Source organism: Pseudomonas sp. I8001 (assembly GCF_013385345.1).
GTDB lineage: Bacteria > Pseudomonadota > Gammaproteobacteria > Pseudomonadales > Pseudomonadaceae > Aquipseudomonas.
This window is the reverse complement of the sequence record NZ_JACAQC010000043.1, coordinates 22,842-41,387: the sequence shown is the minus strand read 5'-3', so window position 1 is coordinate 41,387 and position 18,546 is coordinate 22,842. Positions and strand designations below refer to the sequence as shown.

Annotated in this window: 12 protein-coding genes; 2 read left to right on the top strand and 10 right to left on the bottom strand. The window is 60.2% G+C overall.

The window, feature by feature from the left end; genetic code table 11:
- The first annotated feature begins 132 nt into the window (after positions 1-132).
- Positions 133-2,238 carry a polyribonucleotide nucleotidyltransferase gene (gene pnp, locus HX839_RS25445; RefSeq protein ID WP_003212180.1) on the top strand — a complete coding sequence of 702 codons (2,106 nt, stop codon included), beginning with the start codon at positions 133-135 and terminating at the stop codon, positions 2,236-2,238.
- A gap of 295 nt (positions 2,239-2,533) precedes the next feature.
- Positions 2,534-3,154, top strand: coding sequence for a BON domain-containing protein (locus HX839_RS25440; protein WP_003212178.1), 621 nt, complete (start codon positions 2,534-2,536; stop codon positions 3,152-3,154).
- A 330-nt stretch (positions 3,155-3,484) separates the two neighbouring features.
- On the opposite strand, the gene HX839_RS25435 is transcribed toward HX839_RS25440, so the two are convergent.
- The 10 genes from HX839_RS25435 to HX839_RS25390 all read right to left on the bottom strand — a co-directional run bounded on the left by HX839_RS25435 (position 3,485) and on the right by HX839_RS25390 (position 18,536).
- Complete coding sequence (locus tag HX839_RS25435; protein WP_177067880.1) at positions 3,485-6,424, bottom strand: DUF748 domain-containing protein; 2,940 nt, start codon at positions 6,422-6,424, stop codon at positions 3,485-3,487.
- Positions 6,425-6,532: 108 nt separating this feature from the next.
- Complete coding sequence (locus HX839_RS25430; RefSeq protein ID WP_087693397.1) at positions 6,533-7,549, bottom strand: class I SAM-dependent rRNA methyltransferase; 1,017 nt, start codon at positions 7,547-7,549, stop codon at positions 6,533-6,535.
- 43 nt (positions 7,550-7,592) lie between these two features.
- Positions 7,593-8,468, bottom strand: coding sequence for an oxygenase MpaB family protein (locus HX839_RS25425; protein ID WP_102604509.1), 876 nt, complete (start codon positions 8,466-8,468; stop codon positions 7,593-7,595).
- A 6-nt stretch (positions 8,469-8,474) separates the two neighbouring features.
- A complete protein-coding gene (acs, locus tag HX839_RS25420) occupies positions 8,475-10,412 on the bottom strand; it encodes an acetate--CoA ligase (RefSeq protein WP_177067879.1) in 1,938 nt (645 codons plus the stop codon).
- 184 nt (positions 10,413-10,596) lie between these two features.
- Positions 10,597-12,261: a glucose-6-phosphate isomerase gene (pgi, locus tag HX839_RS25415; protein ID WP_003212168.1), complete on the bottom strand. Its 1,665-nt coding sequence runs from the start codon at positions 12,259-12,261 to the stop codon at positions 10,597-10,599.
- A gap of 225 nt (positions 12,262-12,486) precedes the next feature.
- On the bottom strand, positions 12,487-13,338 hold the full coding sequence (panC, locus tag HX839_RS25410; RefSeq protein WP_003212166.1) for a pantoate--beta-alanine ligase: 852 nt from the start codon (positions 13,336-13,338) through the stop codon (positions 12,487-12,489).
- Positions 13,335-14,135 carry a 3-methyl-2-oxobutanoate hydroxymethyltransferase gene (panB, locus tag HX839_RS25405; protein ID WP_008436874.1) on the bottom strand — a complete coding sequence of 267 codons (801 nt, stop codon included), beginning with the start codon at positions 14,133-14,135 and terminating at the stop codon, positions 13,335-13,337. The genes panC and panB overlap by 4 nt, the downstream gene beginning before the upstream one ends.
- A gap of 350 nt (positions 14,136-14,485) precedes the next feature.
- Complete coding sequence (gene folK / locus HX839_RS25400; RefSeq protein ID WP_003212163.1) at positions 14,486-14,974, bottom strand: 2-amino-4-hydroxy-6-hydroxymethyldihydropteridine diphosphokinase; 489 nt, start codon at positions 14,972-14,974, stop codon at positions 14,486-14,488.
- Positions 14,975-14,978: 4 nt separating this feature from the next.
- Positions 14,979-16,385, bottom strand: a complete 1,407-nt coding sequence (locus HX839_RS25395) for a polynucleotide adenylyltransferase PcnB (protein WP_003212161.1) — start codon at positions 16,383-16,385, stop codon at positions 14,979-14,981.
- Between the two features lie 711 nt (positions 16,386-17,096).
- The gene (locus HX839_RS25390) at positions 17,097-18,536 is read right to left on the bottom strand and encodes a sigma-54 dependent transcriptional regulator (protein ID WP_003212159.1); all 1,440 of its coding nucleotides are present in this window, start codon (positions 18,534-18,536) and stop codon (positions 17,097-17,099) included.
- Positions 18,537-18,546: the final 10 nt, after the last annotated feature.

Sequence of the window (18,546 nt, the reverse complement as noted above, 5' to 3'; positions counted from 1 at the left end):
GCAGGCTTCCAGCCTCAAGTTTTATCTGGATACACGTTTTACCCTGGACAGGCGTTGGGCCGATTCCCGACATTGCCCAAGAATTTCGCAAGAAGACAAGTTCCCCAAGAGCCACAAAGAAGGTAGGACACCGTGAACCCGGTTATCAAAAAATTCCAGTTCGGTCAGTCGACCGTTACCCTCGAGACAGGCCGTATCGCCCGTCAAGCCTCCGGCGCAGTACTGGTTACCGTTGACGACGACGTCACCGTATTGGTGACCGTTGTAGGCGCCAAGACCGCTGACCCAAGCAAAGGCTTCTTCCCTCTTTCCGTTCACTACCAGGAAAAGACTTACGCTGCCGGTAAGATCCCTGGTGGTTTCTTCAAGCGTGAAGGCCGTCCTTCCGAGAAAGAAACCCTGACTTCCCGACTGATCGACCGTCCGATCCGTCCGCTGTTCCCAGAAGGCTTCATGAACGAAGTGCAGGTTGTCTGCACCGTCGTTTCCACCAGCAAGAAGACCGATCCGGACATCGCTGCGATGATCGGTACCTCGGCGGCCCTGGCCATCTCCGGTATTCCTTTCGATGGCCCGATCGGCGCTGCCCGTGTTGCATTCCACGAAAGCACCGGCTACCTGCTGAACCCGACTTACGAACAACAGAAAGCTTCGAGCCTGGACATGGTCGTTGCCGGTACTTCGGAAGCCGTGTTGATGGTTGAATCGGAAGCCAAAGAGCTGACCGAAGACCAGATGCTGGGCGCTGTACTGTTTGCTCACGACGAGTTCCAGGTTGTGATCAACGCTGTCAAGGAACTGGCCGCTGAAGCTGCCAAGCCAACCTGGACCTGGGCTCCTCAGCCAGAAGCTACCGCACTGCTGGGCGCTATCCGCTCCGAGTTCGGCACCGCGATCTCCGACGCCTACACCATCACCATCAAGGCCGACCGTTACGCTCGCCTGGGTGAGCTGAAGGACCAGGTTGTTGCCAAGCTGTCCGGTGAAGAAGGCCAGCCTTCTTCCAGCGAAGTCAAAGCAGCCTTCGGCGAAATCGAATACCGCACCGTTCGCGAAAACATCGTTAACGGCAAGCCACGTATCGACGGTCGCGACACTCGCACCGTACGTCCGCTGAACATCGAAGTCGGCGTTCTGCCAAAAACCCACGGTTCGGCCCTGTTCACCCGTGGCGAAACCCAGGCCCTGGTTGTTGCAACACTGGGTACTGCCCGTGACGCACAGCTGCTGGACACCCTGGAAGGCGAGAAAAAAGACCCGTTCATGCTGCACTACAACTTCCCTCCGTTCTCGGTAGGTGAGTGTGGTCGCATGGGTGGCGCTGGTCGTCGCGAAATCGGTCACGGCCGTCTGGCCCGTCGTTCGATTGCAGCCATGTTGCCTGCCGCCGACGTGTTCCCGTACACCATTCGCGTTGTGTCGGAAATCACCGAGTCCAACGGTTCCAGCTCCATGGCTTCGGTCTGCGGCGCTTCCCTGGCTCTGATGGATGCCGGCGTTCCGATGAAGGCACCGGTTGCCGGTATCGCCATGGGCCTGGTTAAAGAAGGCGAGAAGTTCGCCATCCTGACAGACATCCTGGGCGACGAAGACCACCTGGGCGACATGGACTTCAAAGTAGCCGGTACCGCCAAAGGTGTTACCGCGCTGCAGATGGACATCAAGATCAAGGGCATCACCGAAGAAATCATGGAAATCGCTCTGGGCCAAGCCCTGGAAGCGCGCCTGAACATCCTCGGTCAGATGAACCAGATCATTGGCCAGTCCCGTACCGAACTGTCGGAAAATGCTCCGACCATGATCGCGATGAAAATCGACACCGACAAAATCCGTGATGTTATCGGTAAAGGCGGCGCGACCATTCGTGCGATCTGTGAAGAGACCAAGGCTTCGATCGACATCGAAGACGACGGCTCGATCAAGATCTTCGGCGAAACCAAGGAAGCGGCTGAAGCGGCACGTCAGCGCGTCCTGGGTATCACTGCTGAAGCCGAGATCGGCAAGATCTACGTCGGTAAGGTTGAGCGCATCGTCGACTTCGGCGCATTCGTCAACATCCTGCCGGGCAAGGACGGTCTGGTTCACATCTCCATGCTGAGCGATGCTCGCGTTGAGAAAGTGACCGACATCCTGAAAGAAGGCCAGGAAGTGGAAGTGCTGGTACTGGACGTGGACAACCGCGGCCGTATCAAGCTGTCCATCAAGGACGTAGCAGCAGCCAAGGCTTCGGGCGTTTAATCACCCCGTCGCTGCAAGCTGAAAAAGGACTCTTCGGAGTCCTTTTTTTATGCCTGCGGGAAAGTGTCGCGAAATCAGGCGTTTAGCCATACCCCAAAAGCCGCAACTTGCATGCAGGCACGTTCGTCTTCATGCAAGTTGCACGATTCCGAAAATCACCTGTTTTCATAACGTATTGTTTTATAAGGATTTAATTGGTCGCATCGAGTTGGCACACTGTCTGCAATATCCCTGTTAACGCTGCAGCATCAAGGTTTACGTACTGCAGACTTTTAATAAAACAGGAGTTACTCGTATGAAGAAGTTCGCTCTCGCTACTGCTACCGCTCTGACCCTGGCCATGGGTGCTAACGTAGCCTTTGCTCAGACTTCCCAAGCCCCTATGACGCTGGCGGCCGGTGAAGTCACCAAGGCTAAAGAGTCCACTTCGGATACCTGGATCACCACCAAAGTCAAAGCTGACCTGCTGACCGAGAAAGGTATTCCTGGTTCGGACATTAAGGTTGAGACCAACAAAGGTGTGGTTTCCCTGTCCTCGACAGTTGCTATCTCCGACGCTCAGAAAGCTACTGCTGTAGCGATCACCAAGAAAATCAAAGGCGTAACCGCAGTTTCGGCTGACGGCCTGATGGCTGGCGGCGCTACCAAGGCTGATAACGTCGACAAAACCAAAAGCGCAGCTGCTGGTGCCAAAGAGTCCACCTCGGACACTTGGATCACCACCAAAGTGAAAGCTGACCTGGTAACCGAGAAAGGTATTCCTGGCACCGACATCAAAGTCGAAACCAACAAAGGTGTAGTTTCCCTGTCGTCGACCGTCGCAGTGACTGAAGCGCAGAAAACTACCGCGGTGAACATCACCAAGAAAATCAAAGGCGTTAAAGCTGTATCGGCCGACGGCCTGAAAGCAGAGTAACGCTTAACGAATCGCCTGAGCTAGGCGGAGGCGGCCACGAGCGAGTTAGATATCCGCTCAATGCACCTCACAGGTTCATGCGACCGACCACACGGATGTGGTCATTACAGGCCCCGGCACTTGTGTCGGGGCCTGTTCTATTGTGGGTAGAAAAGTGGGGAGGTCAGCGCGGCTCTTGTGGCGAGGGGGCTTGCCCCCGTTGGGCTGCGTAGCGGCCCCTTGGTATGACGACGGTGATCCGCCTGAATGACCGCGACGCCCTCATTGGGGCCGCTACGCAGCCCAACGGGGGACAAGCCCCCTCGCCACAGGTGCTCAGCGGGTGCCGGTTTATTCGGCATCCAGATGCATCGGTGTTACCACCCGACCATCTTTCTCCGCTTCCCCAAGGTTTGCATCGATAAAGTAAACCCGCTCATCTTCCAGCTGCGCCTTGTCTACCAGGTAGTCCTTGATCGCGCTGGCGCGGTCCTGGCCCAGTTGGCGCAGCAACACGTCACTGCCACTCCAGAACTTGATCACACCGTCCCGCAGCTTGGCGGTGCGCTCGTCATTGCTCAGGTCTTTCCATTCGGCCGGAGGCTGTTGCTTCAGGCGGGTGCGGTAGATGCCTTCCAGCAGCGGCGCCTTTTCCTTTTCCGGTACTTCAAGCAGCGACGCCTGGGCCGGTACCTTGTCGCCACGGCGCTGGAGGATCTTGTAGTAGTTGTACTGGTATTCGCGTTCCAGCCGTTGTGCGGCCAAAAGCGGGCCGTCGCTGCTGGCAGCGGCGGTGCCTTCGATCTCCAGGCGCAGCGCAGGGCGCTCCTTGAGGGCTTTGGCCAGGCTGTCGAGGGCCGACTGGGAATCCTTGCTCAGCTCGCTGGAGCCTGCCGCAAACGACACGTTGCCAAGGTCTTGGGCACCACCACCGCTGATCAGGCCGCCAATGAACTTGAATGGCGCCGTGGCCGCACGCACTACCAGGTTGCGCAGGGTCTGCCAGACAATCGGCATGACGCTGAACTGCGGGTTGTTCAAGTCGCCGGTCACCGGCAGTTCGATCGAGATCTTGCCGTCGGAGTCCTTGAGCAGGGCTATCGCCAGGCGAATCGGCAGGTCCACGGCGTCGGCGCTGTCGACCTTCTCACCCAGTTGCAGTTGCTCGACTACCACCTTGTTTTCGGCCTTCAACTGGCCCTTGGTGATGACGTAATGCAGGTCCAGGTTGAGCCGACCCTTGCGGATGCGGAACCCGGCAAACTTGCCCGAGTATGGCGTCAGGGTGGTCAGTTCGACGCGTTTGAAGCTGGTGGCGATATCCAGTGCGGCCATCGGGTCAAACGGATTCACGCTGCCCTTGATGGTGACCGGTGCATAACGGTCAACCTTGCCCTTGACGTCGACGCTCGCCGGTTTGGCCTGGCGACTGTCAATGGTGCCGATCTGGCCGTTGAGCTGCTGGATGGCCGTGGCGAAGTTCGGGGTCAGGCTGAAGTCGGCGAAGTTGGCCGAGCCGTCGTTGATCGCAATTTGACCAATATGAATGCCCAGGGGCTTCTCTTTGCTGGCCGCAGGTTTCGCCGCGGACTTGCCGGGGCTGTTGGCCGGCTGCGGGATCAGCAGGTCATCGATGTTGGTGGTGCGGTCATCGTTGATCATGAAGCGCGCATAGGGCTGCAACAGGTTGACCTTGTCGATCGACAGGCTGTCGCCATGTTGATAATTCACGCCTTCCAGCACCAGGCGCTGCCACTTGAGGAAGTCGCGGGTCTTCATGGTGTCCAGGGTGTGCAACTGGTCGACCTGGGCCCGGCCGGTCACCTGGAATGCCAGGGGGTCGGTGCTTTTCAGGTTCACGTCGAGGTTGCTGCCGAGCATGCCGCTACGCAGTTCCAGGCGGATAAATGGGCTGATATAGGACTGGGCGACGCGCAGGTCGATGTCTTTGGTGTCCACTTTCAGCTTGGCGCTGACCGGGCTCAGGTTGACCTGGCCGGTCGCCTCGAGCTTGCCTTGTTTGCCTACGCCGGTATCGAGCTTGAGGGTAAAAGGGCTCTGGTTAAGGCTGTCGAAACCCTGCACGTCAAGGTTCAGCGGCCCGACTTCCAGGGCGACTGCCGGTTTGGCCGAGCGGTCAGCCAGATGCACTTGATAGTCGCGCAGTTGCACGTCCTTGAGCAGCACTTGCCAAGGCTTGCTCGGCGCTGCCGGTGCAGGTTTTGGCGAGTCGGCGGTAGCGGGTGCGGTGGCTGGCTCGGCTGCGGGTGCAGTTGCAGGTTTGCTCGGTTGGCTGGCAAACAGCTTCTGCCAGTCCAGCTGGCCGTCGGCTTCAAGGGCGGCCCAGGTTTCGAGTTTATTACTGCGGATCTTGCCGACGATCACTTGCTGTTTGGCCAGGTCCACGGTGGTTTCGCTGACGTCCAGCTTCTGCAGGCGCGCGAGCGGCCGGCCATCCGGTGCCTTGATCGCAAACGGCGCGACACTCAGGGCGACGTTGGTCAGGTTCAGCTCGGTTTCCTTGGCCAGGCTCAGCTTGTAGTCGGTGCTGAAGTTGAGGATGCCGTCTTCCAGAACCAGCGGCACCGCGTCACGTACATACGGCCACCAGACTTTCATCTTGCCGTCGGTAACCTTGAGTTTGCCCTCGGAGGCGATCGGGATCAGGCTGAAGTTGCCGGTCCAGTCGATCTGGCCGCCTTCAGGGCCGGCTGCCACCAGGGTCATGTCGGCGTTGTCATCGGGCAGCGTGCTGAGGTTTTTCAGCTCGAAATCGAGTTTGTCGTAGAGAAACTCGATCGGCTCGCTCGGGCGCAAATCCTGGAAGTGCACATAGCCGCCTGCCAGCTTGATGTTATCGATGCGCAGCGGGAATGGCTTGGCGTTTGGATCGGTTGGTGTCGGTTCGCTGGCCGGGAGTTTGAACAGCTGCGCCAGGTTGAGCTGGCCGGATTTGTCGAACAGCAGCTCGGTCTTGGGCTTGTCGAGTTGTACGTCGGCCAGGTGCAGGGCGCGGGTCCACAGGCTGTCGATCTGCAGGTTGGCATAGAGGCGTTCAAAGGCCACTTGCTCCTTGCCCGGCTCACCGATATTCAGGCCCCACACGGTCAGTTCGAGGCTGAACGGGTTGAGCTCGATACGCTCGACACGCGCCGGCACCGTGGCGTAGTTGGCCAACTGTTGGTTGGCCACGCGAAGGGCAATGCCGGGGAGAATCAGGAAGCCCAGCAAGCTGTACAGGGCAAGGGCGGTCAGCAAGGCGCCAGCGGCGCGAATCAATCCTTTGGGCATATGTGACGCCATCTATGTCAATCAAGAGTGCCTTGGAGTATGGCACGGGTTTACGGTTCCGAAGAGCCGGGCCTTTATTACTGCGCCCTGACCCTTTTGGGACAAGTCCTACAGTTGCAGGATCAGGGTCTTCAGCGGTGGTTGCTGGTCGTGGGACGGGAAGTCTGCGCCGGGTGTCATGACCTGCCAGTCGCGCACCGGGCGCCCGGCCTTTTCCGCACAGCGCAGGACCTGGTCACGCCAGTCGTCCATGCCGACTTTCGCCAGGTTGTTGCAGCAGATCAGCACGCCGTTGTCGGCCGTGGCCAGCAGCGCCGGCTTGAGCAGGCTCTGGTAGTCGCGCAGCAGGTCGACGGTGCCGAAGGCGCTCTTGGCCCAGGCGGGTGGGTCGAGCAGTACCAGATCGTATTGACGCTGCTCCAGGCGCGGGTAACTCGGCAGCTTCTGCCCCCGACGCTGGCTGATGGGCAGGCCGGCCAGCTGGCGGATTGCCGGGAAGTAGTCGGACTGGATGAATTCCATCGTCGGCAATTGCGGGTTGAGTTGACCGTTTTCGCGACCGACCGCCAGGTTGCCCTCGGCAAAGTCCAGGTTGCACACCTCACGAGCGCCACCGGCAGCAGCACTCAGGCCTACGCCGCAGGTGTAGGCAAACAGGTTCAGCACGCTTTTGCCGGCGCTGTTTGCCTTGACCCAGCCGCGGGTGTTGCGCAGGTCCAGGAACAACAGCGGGTCTTGCCCGGCATGGCGGCCGCGCACGCGGTAATTGAGGCCCCATTCGTGGCCGACCAGGTCTTCCAGGGCTGCGGGCTCGGCGCGGTACACCGTGTCTTCACGGTCGATGCGCGAGTTGCCCCGGGAGCGGTCGTTGTAGACCAGCAGCAGTTCAAGCCCCAGGTGCTGGTTGATTGCTTGATGCAGGTGCAACAGGTCGTCGCTTTCCAGCGACTGGTGAAAACTCTGCACCAGCAGTTGCGGGCCGTAGCGGTCGATCGTCAGGCCACCGGCGCCTTCCTGGCTGCCGTGGAACAGGCGATAGCAATCGGTACCTTGTGCATGCAGCTCGGCGAGCAGGTCCTGGCGATGATCGAGGGCGGCGCGCAGCGCCTGATTCAAGGAAGACATAGTGCGCGCCTTGCAGAGTAATTGGGGCGCGGGAGTTTAACAGTTATGGCTCCAGCAGGCCCATTCGCCTGTGGGCCCGCTGCACCGAACCATTGCGCATGGCCCAGCGCAACAACGGCGCGCTGCGCCTGACCCCGGCACGAATCATCTGGCGCTGGATCGGGCTTTGCTTCTGCCCGAGCATGTCGCTGGCCCAGTCCGGCAGCAGGTCGATACCGGCCTGCATCATCAGCGAGCCAAACGGCTTGGCCAGGGTGCTCGGAGACGGCGCATTGAGCAGCAGGCGCAGGACTTCGTGGCTGCGCTGGTCACACAGCAGTTGCGGACGAATACGCTCAAGGTAATCGGAAATTTCCTGGCGCGAACGCGGCACATGGCGCGCGCCCAATTGCTCGGCCACCAGGGCGATTTCGCTGTAGTACCGGTCTTGATCCCTCGCAGATAAATCCGGGTTGCGATAACGCAGGTGGGCCGCGAGAAAGTTGCTGACCTCCGCCACATGCACCCAGGTCAGCAACTCGGGATCACTGGCGGCATACGGTCGGCCGTCCGGTGCATGGCCGACCACTTGCAGGTGAATGGTGCGCACTTTCTCGATCAGCCATTCGGCGTCACGCCGCGAACCAAACGTGGTGCCGGAAATGAACTGCGAGGTGCGTCGTAACCGCCCCAGCATGTCCTGCCGAAAGTTCGAGTGGTCCCACACGCCGGCCAACGCCAGCGGGTGCAATGCCTGCAACATCAACGCGCTGATGCCGCCGATCAACATGCTGCTGAAGTCGCCATGGACCTTCCAGCTCACCGAGTTCGGCCCAAAGAGACCCGGATCGCCCTTGGGGTTCTCCAGGTCGAGTTGGCCCAGCGACAAGCCGGTCAGGCTCATCAGCTGGTTTTCGATGCGGCTGCGAATGAATTCCATGGGTTCCTAGCGGTTGAGGCGCTTGTCGATCAGGCCGTCCACCACGCTCGGGTCGGCCAGTGTGGATGTATCTCCCAGGCTGTCCAGTTCGTTGCAGGCAATCTTGCGCAGGATCCGCCGCATGATCTTGCCTGAGCGGGTTTTCGGCAAGGCCGGCGCCCATTGAATCAGTTCGGGCTTGGCGAAGCTGCCGATTTCCTTGCTGACCAGGTCCAGCAGGTGTTTTTTCAGCGCGTCGTCGGGCTCGACGCCATTCATGGGCGTGACGAAGGCATAGATGCCCTGGCCTTTTACGTCGTGTGGATAACCGACCACCGCGGCTTCTGCGACCTGATCATGCAGCACCAGGGCGCTTTCGACTTCGGCGGTGCCGATGCGGTGCCCGGAAACGTTGATCACGTCGTCGATGCGGCCGGTGATCCAGTAGTCACCGTCCTCGTCGCGCCGCGCGCCGTCGCCGGTAAAGTAGTAGCCGGGGTAGGGTTTGAAATAGGTGTCGATCATCCGCTGAGGGTCGCCGTACACGCTGCGGATTTGCCCTGGCCAGCTGGATTTGATCGCCAGCACGCCGCTGCCGGCGCCACTGATTTCCTTGCCTTGCTCATCAAGCAGCACCGGCACCACGCCAAACATCGGCTGGGTGGCGCAGCCGGGCTTGATCCGTTGGACGCTGACCAGCGGGCTGAGCATGATGCCGCCGGTTTCGGTCTGCCACCAGGTGTCGACAATCGGGCAACGTTGTTCGCCCACGGCATTGAAGTACCAGTCCCACGCTTCCGGGTTGATTGGCTCGCCGACACTGCCCAGCAGGCGCAGGCTGGCGCGGGAAGTGTTTTCCAGTGGCCCGTGGCCTTCCCGCATCAGCGCGCGTAACGCGGTCGGCGCGGTGTAGAAGATGTTGACCTTGTGTTTGTCGATCACCTGCCAGAACCGCGAGCTGTCCGGGTAGCTCGGCACGCCTTCAAACATCAGCGAGGTCGCACCATTGGCCAGTGGCCCGTACACGATATAGCTGTGGCCGGTGACCCAACCGACATCGGCGGTGCACCAGAACACTTCGCCGTCACGGTAATCGAGCACGTACTTGAAGGTCATCGCAGCCTGCAGCAGGTAACCGCCGGTGGTGTGCAACACACCTTTGGGTTTGCCGGTGCTGCCGGAGGTGTAGAGGATAAACAGCGGATCTTCCGCATCCATCGGCTCGGGCGGGCAGTCGTCGCTGGCTGCATCCAGGGCCTGTTGATACTTGAGGTCGCGCCCTTCAGTCCAATTGACTGCCGCGCCAGTGCGCTGCACCACCAGTACCGTGCTGACACCCGGGCAACTGGCCAGGGCCTTGTCGACATTCTGTTTCAGCGCCACCGGCTTGCCGCCGCGCACGCCTTCATCGGCGGTGATCACCGTGTGGCAATCGGCGTCGAGAATGCGGTCGCGCAGGGCGTCCGGCGAGAATCCGCCAAACACCACCGAATGCACCGCACCGATCCGCGTACAGGCCAGCATCGCGTAGGCCGCCTCGGGAATCATCGGCATGTAGATGCACACCCGGTCGCCTTTCTTCACGCCACGGCTTTTCAGCACGTTGGCCAGGCGGCTGACGTTTTGGTGGAGCTGGCGGTAGGTAATTTTGGAAGACGTCGCAGGATCATCGCCCTCCCAGATGAAGGCCGGCTGATCAGCGCGTTGCGCGAGGTGACGGTCGATGCAGTTGTAACTGACGTTCAGTTGGCCTCCGGCAAACCATTGGGCGGCGCCGGTCTTGATGTCGGATTTCTGGACGGTCTGCCAAGGCGTGCTCCAGTCGAGAAAACGCTTGGCCTGTTCGGCCCAGAACGTGTCGGGTTGCTCGACGGATTGGCGGTAGAGGCGCTGGTAGTCCTCTTGACTGAGTTGCGCAGCCCGGCGGACGGCATCGGCGGCGGGGAACGTGCTGATATCGAACATGAGGGATCCTTATTCTTGTTTTTTGCGACAAGAGGGGAGCTTTGCGACCCTCGTAGGAGCTGGCTTGCCAGCGATTGCATCACCTCGGTACTGAGTTTCACCGAGGTGTTTGCATCGCTGGCAAGCCAGCTCCTACAAGGGTCCGCTCCCGCAGGTTCAGACCCTCATTGTAGTGCTGATACCATCAACCGCGGTGACGGCCGCGGAAGTAGTTGATCAACCCCTGGGTGGACGCATCGTCCGCAGGCTGTTCTTCGGTGCCGGTCAGGCGGTTGTAGACGCCTTTGCCCAGCTCCTTGCCCAGCTCCACGCCCCACTGGTCGAACGCGTTGATGCCCCAGATGACGCTTTGCACGAACACTTTGTGTTCATACATCGCCACCAGTGCGCCAAGACGGCGAGGGCTGATGCGTTCAACCACGATGGTGTTGCTCGGACGGTTGCCCGGGATCACCTTGTGCGGTGCCAGCTTCTGCACTTCGGCTTCGTCCATGCCCTTGTCGCGCAGCTCGGCTTCAGCCTCGGCGCGGGTCTTGCCGAGCATCAGGGCCTGGCTCTGGGACAGGCAGTTGGCGTACAGCCACTGATGGTGGTCGGAAACCGGGTTGAAGCTGACGATCGGCACGATGAAGTCGGCCGGGATCAGTTGGGTGCCCTGGTGCAGCAGCTGGTGGTAAGCATGCTGGCCGTTGCAGCCTACGCCGCCCCAGATAACCGGGCCGGTGTCGGTGGAAACCGGCGTACCGTCCTGGCGCACGCTCTTGCCGTTGGATTCCATGTCCAGCTGTTGCAGGTGCTTGGTGATGTTACGCAGGTAGTGATCGTACGGCAGGATTGCGTGGCTCTGCGCGCCCCAGAAGTTGCCGTACCACACGCCCAGCAGGCCGAGCAGCACCGGCATGTTCGCCTCGAATGGAGCGGTCTGGAAATGCTGGTCCATGGTGTAGGCGCCGGACAGCAGTTCCTTGAAGTTGGACATGCCGATGGCCAGCGCGATGGGCAGGCCGATAGCCGACCACAGCGAGTAACGACCGCCCACCCAGTCCCACATCGGGAAAATGTTCTCTTCGCGGATACCGAAGGCCACGGCCGCCGCGTTGTTGCTCGATACGGCGATGAAGTGGCGATACAGCTCGGCCTCCGAGCCACCCTGGGCCAGGTACCAGGCGCGGGCGGCCTGGGCGTTTTTCAGGGTTTCGAGGGTGTTGAAGGATTTTGACGAGACGATGAACAGCGTGGTCTCGGCGCGCAGCTTCATGGTCAGCTCGTGGAACTCGCTGCCGTCGATGTTCGCCAGGTAATGGCAGCGCACGCCTTTGTGGGCGTAGGACAACAGCGCTTCAGACACCAGCTCCGGGCCGAGGAACGAGCCACCGATACCGATGTTCACCACGTCGGTGATCGGCTTCTCGGTGTAGCCACGCCACAGGCCGTCGTGGATGCGGCCGACCAGGTCAGTGATCTGGTTCAGCACCTTGTGCACGTCCGGCATGATGTTCACGCCGTTGACCGACAGCTTGTCACCCACCGGGCGACGCAGTGCGGTGTGCAGCGCCGGGCGGCCTTCGGAGGAGTTGACCGGCTCGCCGTTGAACAGCGACTTGATCGCGCCCTGAAGGTCGACTTCCTTGGCCAGGCCTACCAGCAGGTCGCGGGTTTCGCTGGTGATCAGGTTTTTCGAGTAATCGAGGAAAAGTCCGCAGCTGCTCAAGGTGAACTGGGTAAAGCGCTGGGGATCGGCATTAAAGGCTTCGCGCATGCTGAAATCCTGCATGGCTTGGCGATGTTGATTGAGCGCTTGCCAGGCGGGCAGAGCGGTAACGTCATGAGGAGTGCGGTAGTACGCCATCGCTGCGGGTTTCCTTTTTATTGCTGGGACTGCTTTTAGGACACTTGAAAGCCGGGAATGTCCTGTCTTTGTGAAGATGACAGGCTCCGGTCAACGCCAACGAAGAGCGTAGGGCGAATACATTAAACCTAGCGTGTCGATCTGTCTTGGCTTTGTCTGCGCTGTGGCCGGTACTTTTTTATACCGGCCGATCAGGCAGTGCAACAGGCGGGGTGTGCGGCGGGGTCAGTTCAGATGCAGATGCAGGTTGTCGATCAGCCGGGTGGCGCCCAGGTAGGCGGCGACCAGGATCACCAGGTCCTTGTCTTCGGCGGTGGCCGGACGCAGGTGCAGGCCCTGGCGAACCTCCAGGTAGTCCATGCGAAAACCTGCCGCTTCGATTTGCTGGACCTGTGCGGCGCGCAGTTTGGCGAAGTCGCGGTCGCCCGCTTCAATGGCGGCGGCGATCTGGCTGAGGCTGCGGTACAGCACCGGTGCGATCGCGCGCTGCTCGTCGGTGAGGTAACCATTGCGCGACGACAGCGCGAGGCCGTCGTCGGCGCGCACGGTCGGCTCGCCGATAATCTGGATCGGCATGTTCAGGTCATGGACCATGGCGCGAATCACCGCCAGTTGCTGGTAGTCCTTCTGGCCAAAGATCGCCAGGTCCGGCTGGACCATGTTGAACAGCTTGCTGACCACCGTGGCCACGCCTTCAAAATGCCCGGGCCGGCTGGCGCCGCATAGGCCTTCGGACAGTTGCGGCACGCTGACGCGAGTCTGGCCGGCCATGCCGTCGGGGTACATCTCCTCGACGGTCGGGGCGAACAGCAGGTTGCAACCGGCTTGCAAGAGCTTCTCCTGGTCGGCCGCCAGGGTGCGCGGGTATTTGTCCAGGTCTTCGCCGGCGCCAAATTGCAGCGGGTTGACGAAAATGCTCGCCACCACGAAGTCGGCTTGTTGCGCAGCCTTGGTGACCAGCGTGGCATGGCCGCTGTGCAGGTTGCCCATGGTGGGCACGAAGCCGATGCGTTTGCCCGCGCTGCGGGCATGGGTGACGGCGGCGCGCAGTTCGCGCACGGTCTTGACGGTGTTCATGCGGAGAATCCGTGTTCGGCGCCCGGGAAGGTGACGGCTTTGACTTCGCTGACGTAGGCGGCGAGGGCTGATTGGATACTGTCCTGGCCCGCCATGAAGTTCTTCACGAACTTGGGTACGCGGCCGGTAAGGGACAGGCCCAGCATGTCATGCAGTACCAATACCTGGCCGTCTGTGGCAGAACCGGCGCCGATACCGATCACCGGAACTTTAACGGCCTGGGTTATTTCCGCTGCCAACTCGCTTGGCACGCATTCGAGCAGAATCATGCACGCACCGGCCTGTTCAAGGGCGATGGCATCGGCCCGCATCTGGCGCGCCTGGGCTTCGCCGCGGCCTTGTACCTTGTAGCCGCCGAGGATATTCACCGACTGTGGCGTCAGGCCCATGTGCGCGCAAACCGGCACGCCGCGTTCAGCCAGCAAACGAATCGACTCGGCGAGCCAGGCGGCACCTTCAACCTTGATCATGTGTGCACCGGCACGCATCAGTTGAGCACTGTTGGTCAGGGTCTGTTCGATGGTGGCATCGGCCATGAAGGGCAGGTCGGCAATGATGAAGGCGCCTTCGTTGCCGCGCTTGACGCAGGCCGTGTGGTAAGCGATTTCATCATTGGTGACGGGCAGGGTGCTGTCATTCCCTTGTAGAACCATGCCCAGGGAGTCCCCCACCAGCAACACTTCAACTCCTGCCTGGCTGCTGGCCTGGGCAAAAGTGGCGTCGTAGCAGGTCAGCATGGTGATCTTTTCACCTTTGAGCTTGAGGCTCTGCAAGGTGCTCAGGGTAACGTTTGGCATGAAAAGGGTCCTCATTCAGGCGCTTGGAAACAGCGAGTAACGCGCGTGAGTCTTCGTTTATACAGGCGCACTTTCTTAAGGATCAGTGCTTATAAGGCCTGGATTGCGCCCTTTAGCGCCGGGTAGGCGGCAGCGGGACGCCTATAGTCGTGAGGAGGACTCTGGAAGTCAATTGGATGTGTTACCGCATTGTTACGGCGGTGGTGTTACCGCTGTTACTGATGCGATTCAGCAGTAAATGATGCGTAGTAAATGCAGGAGCGAGCTTGCTCGCGAAGGTCGTCAATGATGACGCGGGAAGCCTGGCGCCCAGAGCGGTGTTCTCAGGTTTTTCGCGAGCAAGCTCGCTCCTACAGGTTTGAAGGCAGGCGTTCCAGGCCGACAAACGGGCAGGCATCCAGCAGGTCGCCGAGCAGGCGGCCATCGGCCAGTTGCAGGCTGGCCGGGGCCAGTTCTGCCAGCGGGTAAAGCACGAACGCCCGCAGGTGCATTTGATAGTGCGGCACCTTCAGGCGTGGCTCGTCGATCAGCCGGTCGCCAAACACCAGGATATCCAGGTCCAGGGTGCGCGGGCCCCAACGCTCAAGACGCTCGCGGCCCTGGTCATTCTCGATGGCTTGCAGCGCATCGAGCAGTTCCAGTGGTGCAAGCGCGCTGTCCAGGGCCGCGACCGCATTGGTATAGCGCGGCTGGCCCGGGAGCAGGGAATCACTTTGATAGAAGGCGGAGACGCCCGCCAGCGTGGTGTCCGGCAATTGCGCGAGGGCCTCGATGGCGTCGCGCAATTGTTGTTCAGGGGCAGCCAGGTTGCTGCCCATGCCGACGTAGATACGTTCCACGTGCTTACTCGCCCGACGCGCTCGATGAATCGCCAGCGCTGCGTTTGCGCTTGCTGCCACTGCTGCGGCGACGTTTTTTCGGGCCATCGCCGGTGGCTTCGCCTTTGCTGCTGAGCTCTTTGATCATCTCGCGGCGCTGGCTGTCGTTGGCGTCCTGGTAGTCGGTCCACCATTCGCCCAGGCCGTCGGTCTGTTCGCCGGCGCTTTCGCGCAGCAGCAGGAAGTCATAGCCGGCACGGAAGCGCGGGTTGTCCAGCAGTAGATCGGCGCGTTTGCCGCTGCGGCGTGGCAGGCGCTCCTGCATGTCCCAGATCTCGCGGATCGGCATGGTGAAGCGTTTCGGGATGGCGATGCGCTGGCATTGCTCGGCGATCAGCTCGTGAGCGGCTTCCTGCATGGCCGGAATTGCCGGCATGCCACGGTCTTGCAAGCGCATGACGCGTTTTGGAAGCGCTGGCCACAACAGGGCGGCAAACAGGAACGCCGGGGTTACCGGTTTGTTCTGCTTGATGCGCAGGTCGGTGTTGATCAAGGCTTCGCTGATCAGCGTGTGGGTGTAGGTCGGGTTGTACTCCAGTGCTTCGGCGCTGGCCGGGAACAGTGGGTCGAACAACTGCAGGTCTACCAGCATTTCGAAGGTGTCGGCAGCATAGCCGGAGAGGAACAGCTTGAGCACCTCTTCGAACAACCGGGCCGAGGGAATTTCCCGCAGCATCGGCGCCAGGTCGCGAATCGGCGCGGCCGTGTGCTTCTCGATGCCGAAGTTCAGCTTGGCGGCGAAACGCACGGCCCGCAGCATGCGCACCGGGTCTTCCTGGTAGCGTTGCGTCGGGTCGCCGATCAGGCGCAGCAAGTTGTTGCGGATGTCGTGTACGCCATTGGCGTAATCGAGGATGCGCTCGCTGACCGGGTCGTAATACAAGGCGTTGATGGTGAAGTCGCGGCGTTGCGCGTCTTCTTCCAGGGTGCCATAGACGTTGTCCCGCAGGATGCGCCCGCTTTCATTGCGGGAAGACTGGTTAGTGTCTTCTTCTTCATCGTTTTGCGGATGGTTGGCGCGGAAGGTCGCGACCTCGATGATCTCGCGACCAAAGTGGATGTGCACCAACTTGAAGCGCCGGCCGATGATCCGCGCATTGCGGAATTCGGCACGCACTTGTTCCGGCGTGGCGCTGGTGGCGACGTCGAAATCCTTGGGAGTGATATTGAGCAACATGTCGCGCACGCAACCGCCAACCAGGTAGGCCTGGTAGCCGGCGTTCTGCAAACGTTCGACGATGTTCACCGCATAACGGCTGAACTGGGCGCGTTGCAGCGAATGCTGGCTGCTATTGAGCACTTCAGGCGTGCTGCGTTTGTGTTGCGTACGACGCAAGGGAGAACGGAATGACTGGAACAACTTCTTCAGCATGGGATGCACTGTTTGAAGGAATGTTCGGCCATAACGAAGAATGACCGCATGATGGGCCGGGATTCTAGCATTTAGTCAGGGGATGGTGTAGGAACTAGCTGCAAGGCTTGAGCCAGAAGCTTAAAAGAAGGGTGGCAGGTGCCAAATCGCGGAAACTACAAGGGGAGCCGAAGCTCCCCCAGAAGTAGTTGCGTGCTCTATTTTTATTATTGGTTTCGGGCTTCTTGTTTTTGTTGATCGCCCTCGCCATGAAGCTTCACCTTCATGACACTCCCAATCGGGAGCCAAGAGCAAACGGATTGCTTTGGTCGCTGTGTTGCTGATCTACGATCCAACCAGTTCAGGCTCTGCCTTAGGGCAGTTTTTGTTGTTCTCGGCCTGGTTGCGGGGCAAGCCCCAAATGCAACGCCTCTCCAAAAGAATCAGTTAGCTGCGCCTCCGCCGTGTTGTTTTTGTTATGCGTGAGTCGATTCGTCTTATTTTTATTGTCTTGTACATTTGCTTGTTATTGTTTTTGTACTAAGCATATAGCAGGGTGCGTGCCAACTTTTGCGAGGCCCAGCAAAATAAGGGGTTCGGGGCGTTTTCGGGTTTGTTGAAGGCGAAAAAAAGCCGGGGCTTCGTTACCGTAAGCCCCGGCTTTTGTTACGTGAAAAATCAGCGGTAACAGTTTTTTCACATCTGAGGGTGTTACCTGTGGGGGCAGCCCACTCAGCTTTCGCTGGCAACCCCGGTCTTGCGCCGCGGGATACCCAGGCGCTGGCGCCGTTCCCACAGGCATTTACGGCTGACGCCCAGTTTGCGCGCCAGTTCGGTCTCGGTCATGTGGTCCTGGTGCTCCAGCACGAAATGCTGGAAGTAATCTTCCAGTGACAAATCTTCCGTCGGCTCGTGGCTGTTGTTACTGCCGCCACCTTGCTGCGGTGGCAAACCGATGAAGTCATCATCATCCAGGTCGCTGAGCTCGATATCGATCCCCAGCAGCTCGGCGGAAATTTCCGGGCTCTCCGACAGAATCACCGCACGCTCTACCGCGTTTTCCAGCTCCCGCACGTTACCCGGCCAGGAGTAGTGACGAATCGCCTGCTCGGCATCGGCAGCAAACTTCAGGTCGGTACGGTTGATGCGCGCACTCTGGCGCGCCAGGAAGGCCGTGGCGATTTCGTTGACGTCGGCGCCGCGCTCACGCAGGGCCGGCAGTTTGAGTGCGATCACGTGCAGGCGGTAATAAAGGTCTTCACGGAACTGGCCAATCTTGGCCAGGCTCTTCAGGTCACGGTGAGTGGCCGCAATCAGTCGTACGTCGACCTTTTGCGACTGTACCGAACCGACGCGGCGTATTTCGCCTTCCTGGAGTACCCGCAGCAAGCGTGCCTGGGCTTCCAGCGGCAGCTCGCCAATCTCGTCGAGGAACAGCGTGCCGCCGTCGGCGGCTTCAACCAAACCCGCACGGCCAGCACTGGCGCCGGTAAAGGCGCCTTTTTCATGGCCGAACAATTCGGATTCGATCAGGGATTCGGGGATCGCCGCGCAGTTCACCGAGATCATCGGTGCCTTGGCGCGCTTGGACAGGTTGTGCAGGGCACGGGCCACCAGTTCTTTACCGGTACCGGACTCGCCCTGGATCAGTACATTGGAGTCGGTTGGCGCTACTTTGCGGATCTTGCTGTAAAGGTCCTGCATGGGTGGGCAGGAGCCGATGATGCCGATTTCGCCGTTACTGTTATCAATACCGGGTTTTTCAGAACCATTGGCGGCCTTGCCCGCTGCCGGGCGTTCAGCCGGTGCGCTGCTGGCCGATTGACGGTCACGCAGGATTCGCGCTACGGCCTGGAGCATTTCGTCGTGGTCGAAGGGCTTGGCGATGTAGTCCACCGCGCCCATCTTCATGGAGTCCACGGCCGAGCGCAGGCTGGCGTAGCTGGTCATGATCAGCACCGGAGTGCCTTGGCCGAGCTTGATCAGCTCGGTGCCGGGGGCGCCTGGCAAACGCAGGTCACTGACGATCAGGTCGAACGTGGGAATGCTGAAACGCTCTTGGGCTTCCTGCACCGAGCCGGCTTCGCTGACCTGGTACTGATTACGTTCAAGCAGGCGACGCAAGGCAGAGCGGATAATGGTTTCGTCTTCGACGATCAAAATGTGCGGCATTGATTCAACT

Excerpts from the sequence above, each read along its gene's own strand:
- HX839_RS25440 (WP_003212178.1), top strand. The coding sequence starts at position 2,534 with ATGAAGAAGTTCGCTCTCGCTACTGCTACCGCTCTGACCCTGGCCATG.
- HX839_RS25435 (WP_177067880.1), bottom strand. The coding sequence starts at position 6,424 with ATGCCCAAAGGATTGATTCGCGCCGCTGGCGCCTTGCTGACCGCCCTT.
- HX839_RS25430 (WP_087693397.1), bottom strand. The coding sequence starts at position 7,549 with ATGTCTTCCTTGAATCAGGCGCTGCGCGCCGCCCTCGATCATCGCCAG.
- HX839_RS25425 (WP_102604509.1), bottom strand. The coding sequence starts at position 8,468 with ATGGAATTCATTCGCAGCCGCATCGAAAACCAGCTGATGAGCCTGACC.
- acs (WP_177067879.1), bottom strand. The coding sequence starts at position 10,412 with ATGTTCGATATCAGCACGTTCCCCGCCGCCGATGCCGTCCGCCGGGCT.
- pgi (WP_003212168.1), bottom strand. The coding sequence starts at position 12,261 with ATGGCGTACTACCGCACTCCTCATGACGTTACCGCTCTGCCCGCCTGG.
- panC (WP_003212166.1), bottom strand. The coding sequence starts at position 13,338 with ATGAACACCGTCAAGACCGTGCGCGAACTGCGCGCCGCCGTCACCCAT.
- panB (WP_008436874.1), bottom strand. The coding sequence starts at position 14,135 with ATGCCAAACGTTACCCTGAGCACCTTGCAGAGCCTCAAGCTCAAAGGT.
- HX839_RS25395 (WP_003212161.1), bottom strand. The coding sequence starts at position 16,385 with ATGCTGAAGAAGTTGTTCCAGTCATTCCGTTCTCCCTTGCGTCGTACG.
- HX839_RS25390 (WP_003212159.1), bottom strand. The coding sequence starts at position 18,536 with ATGCCGCACATTTTGATCGTCGAAGACGAAACCATTATCCGCTCTGCC.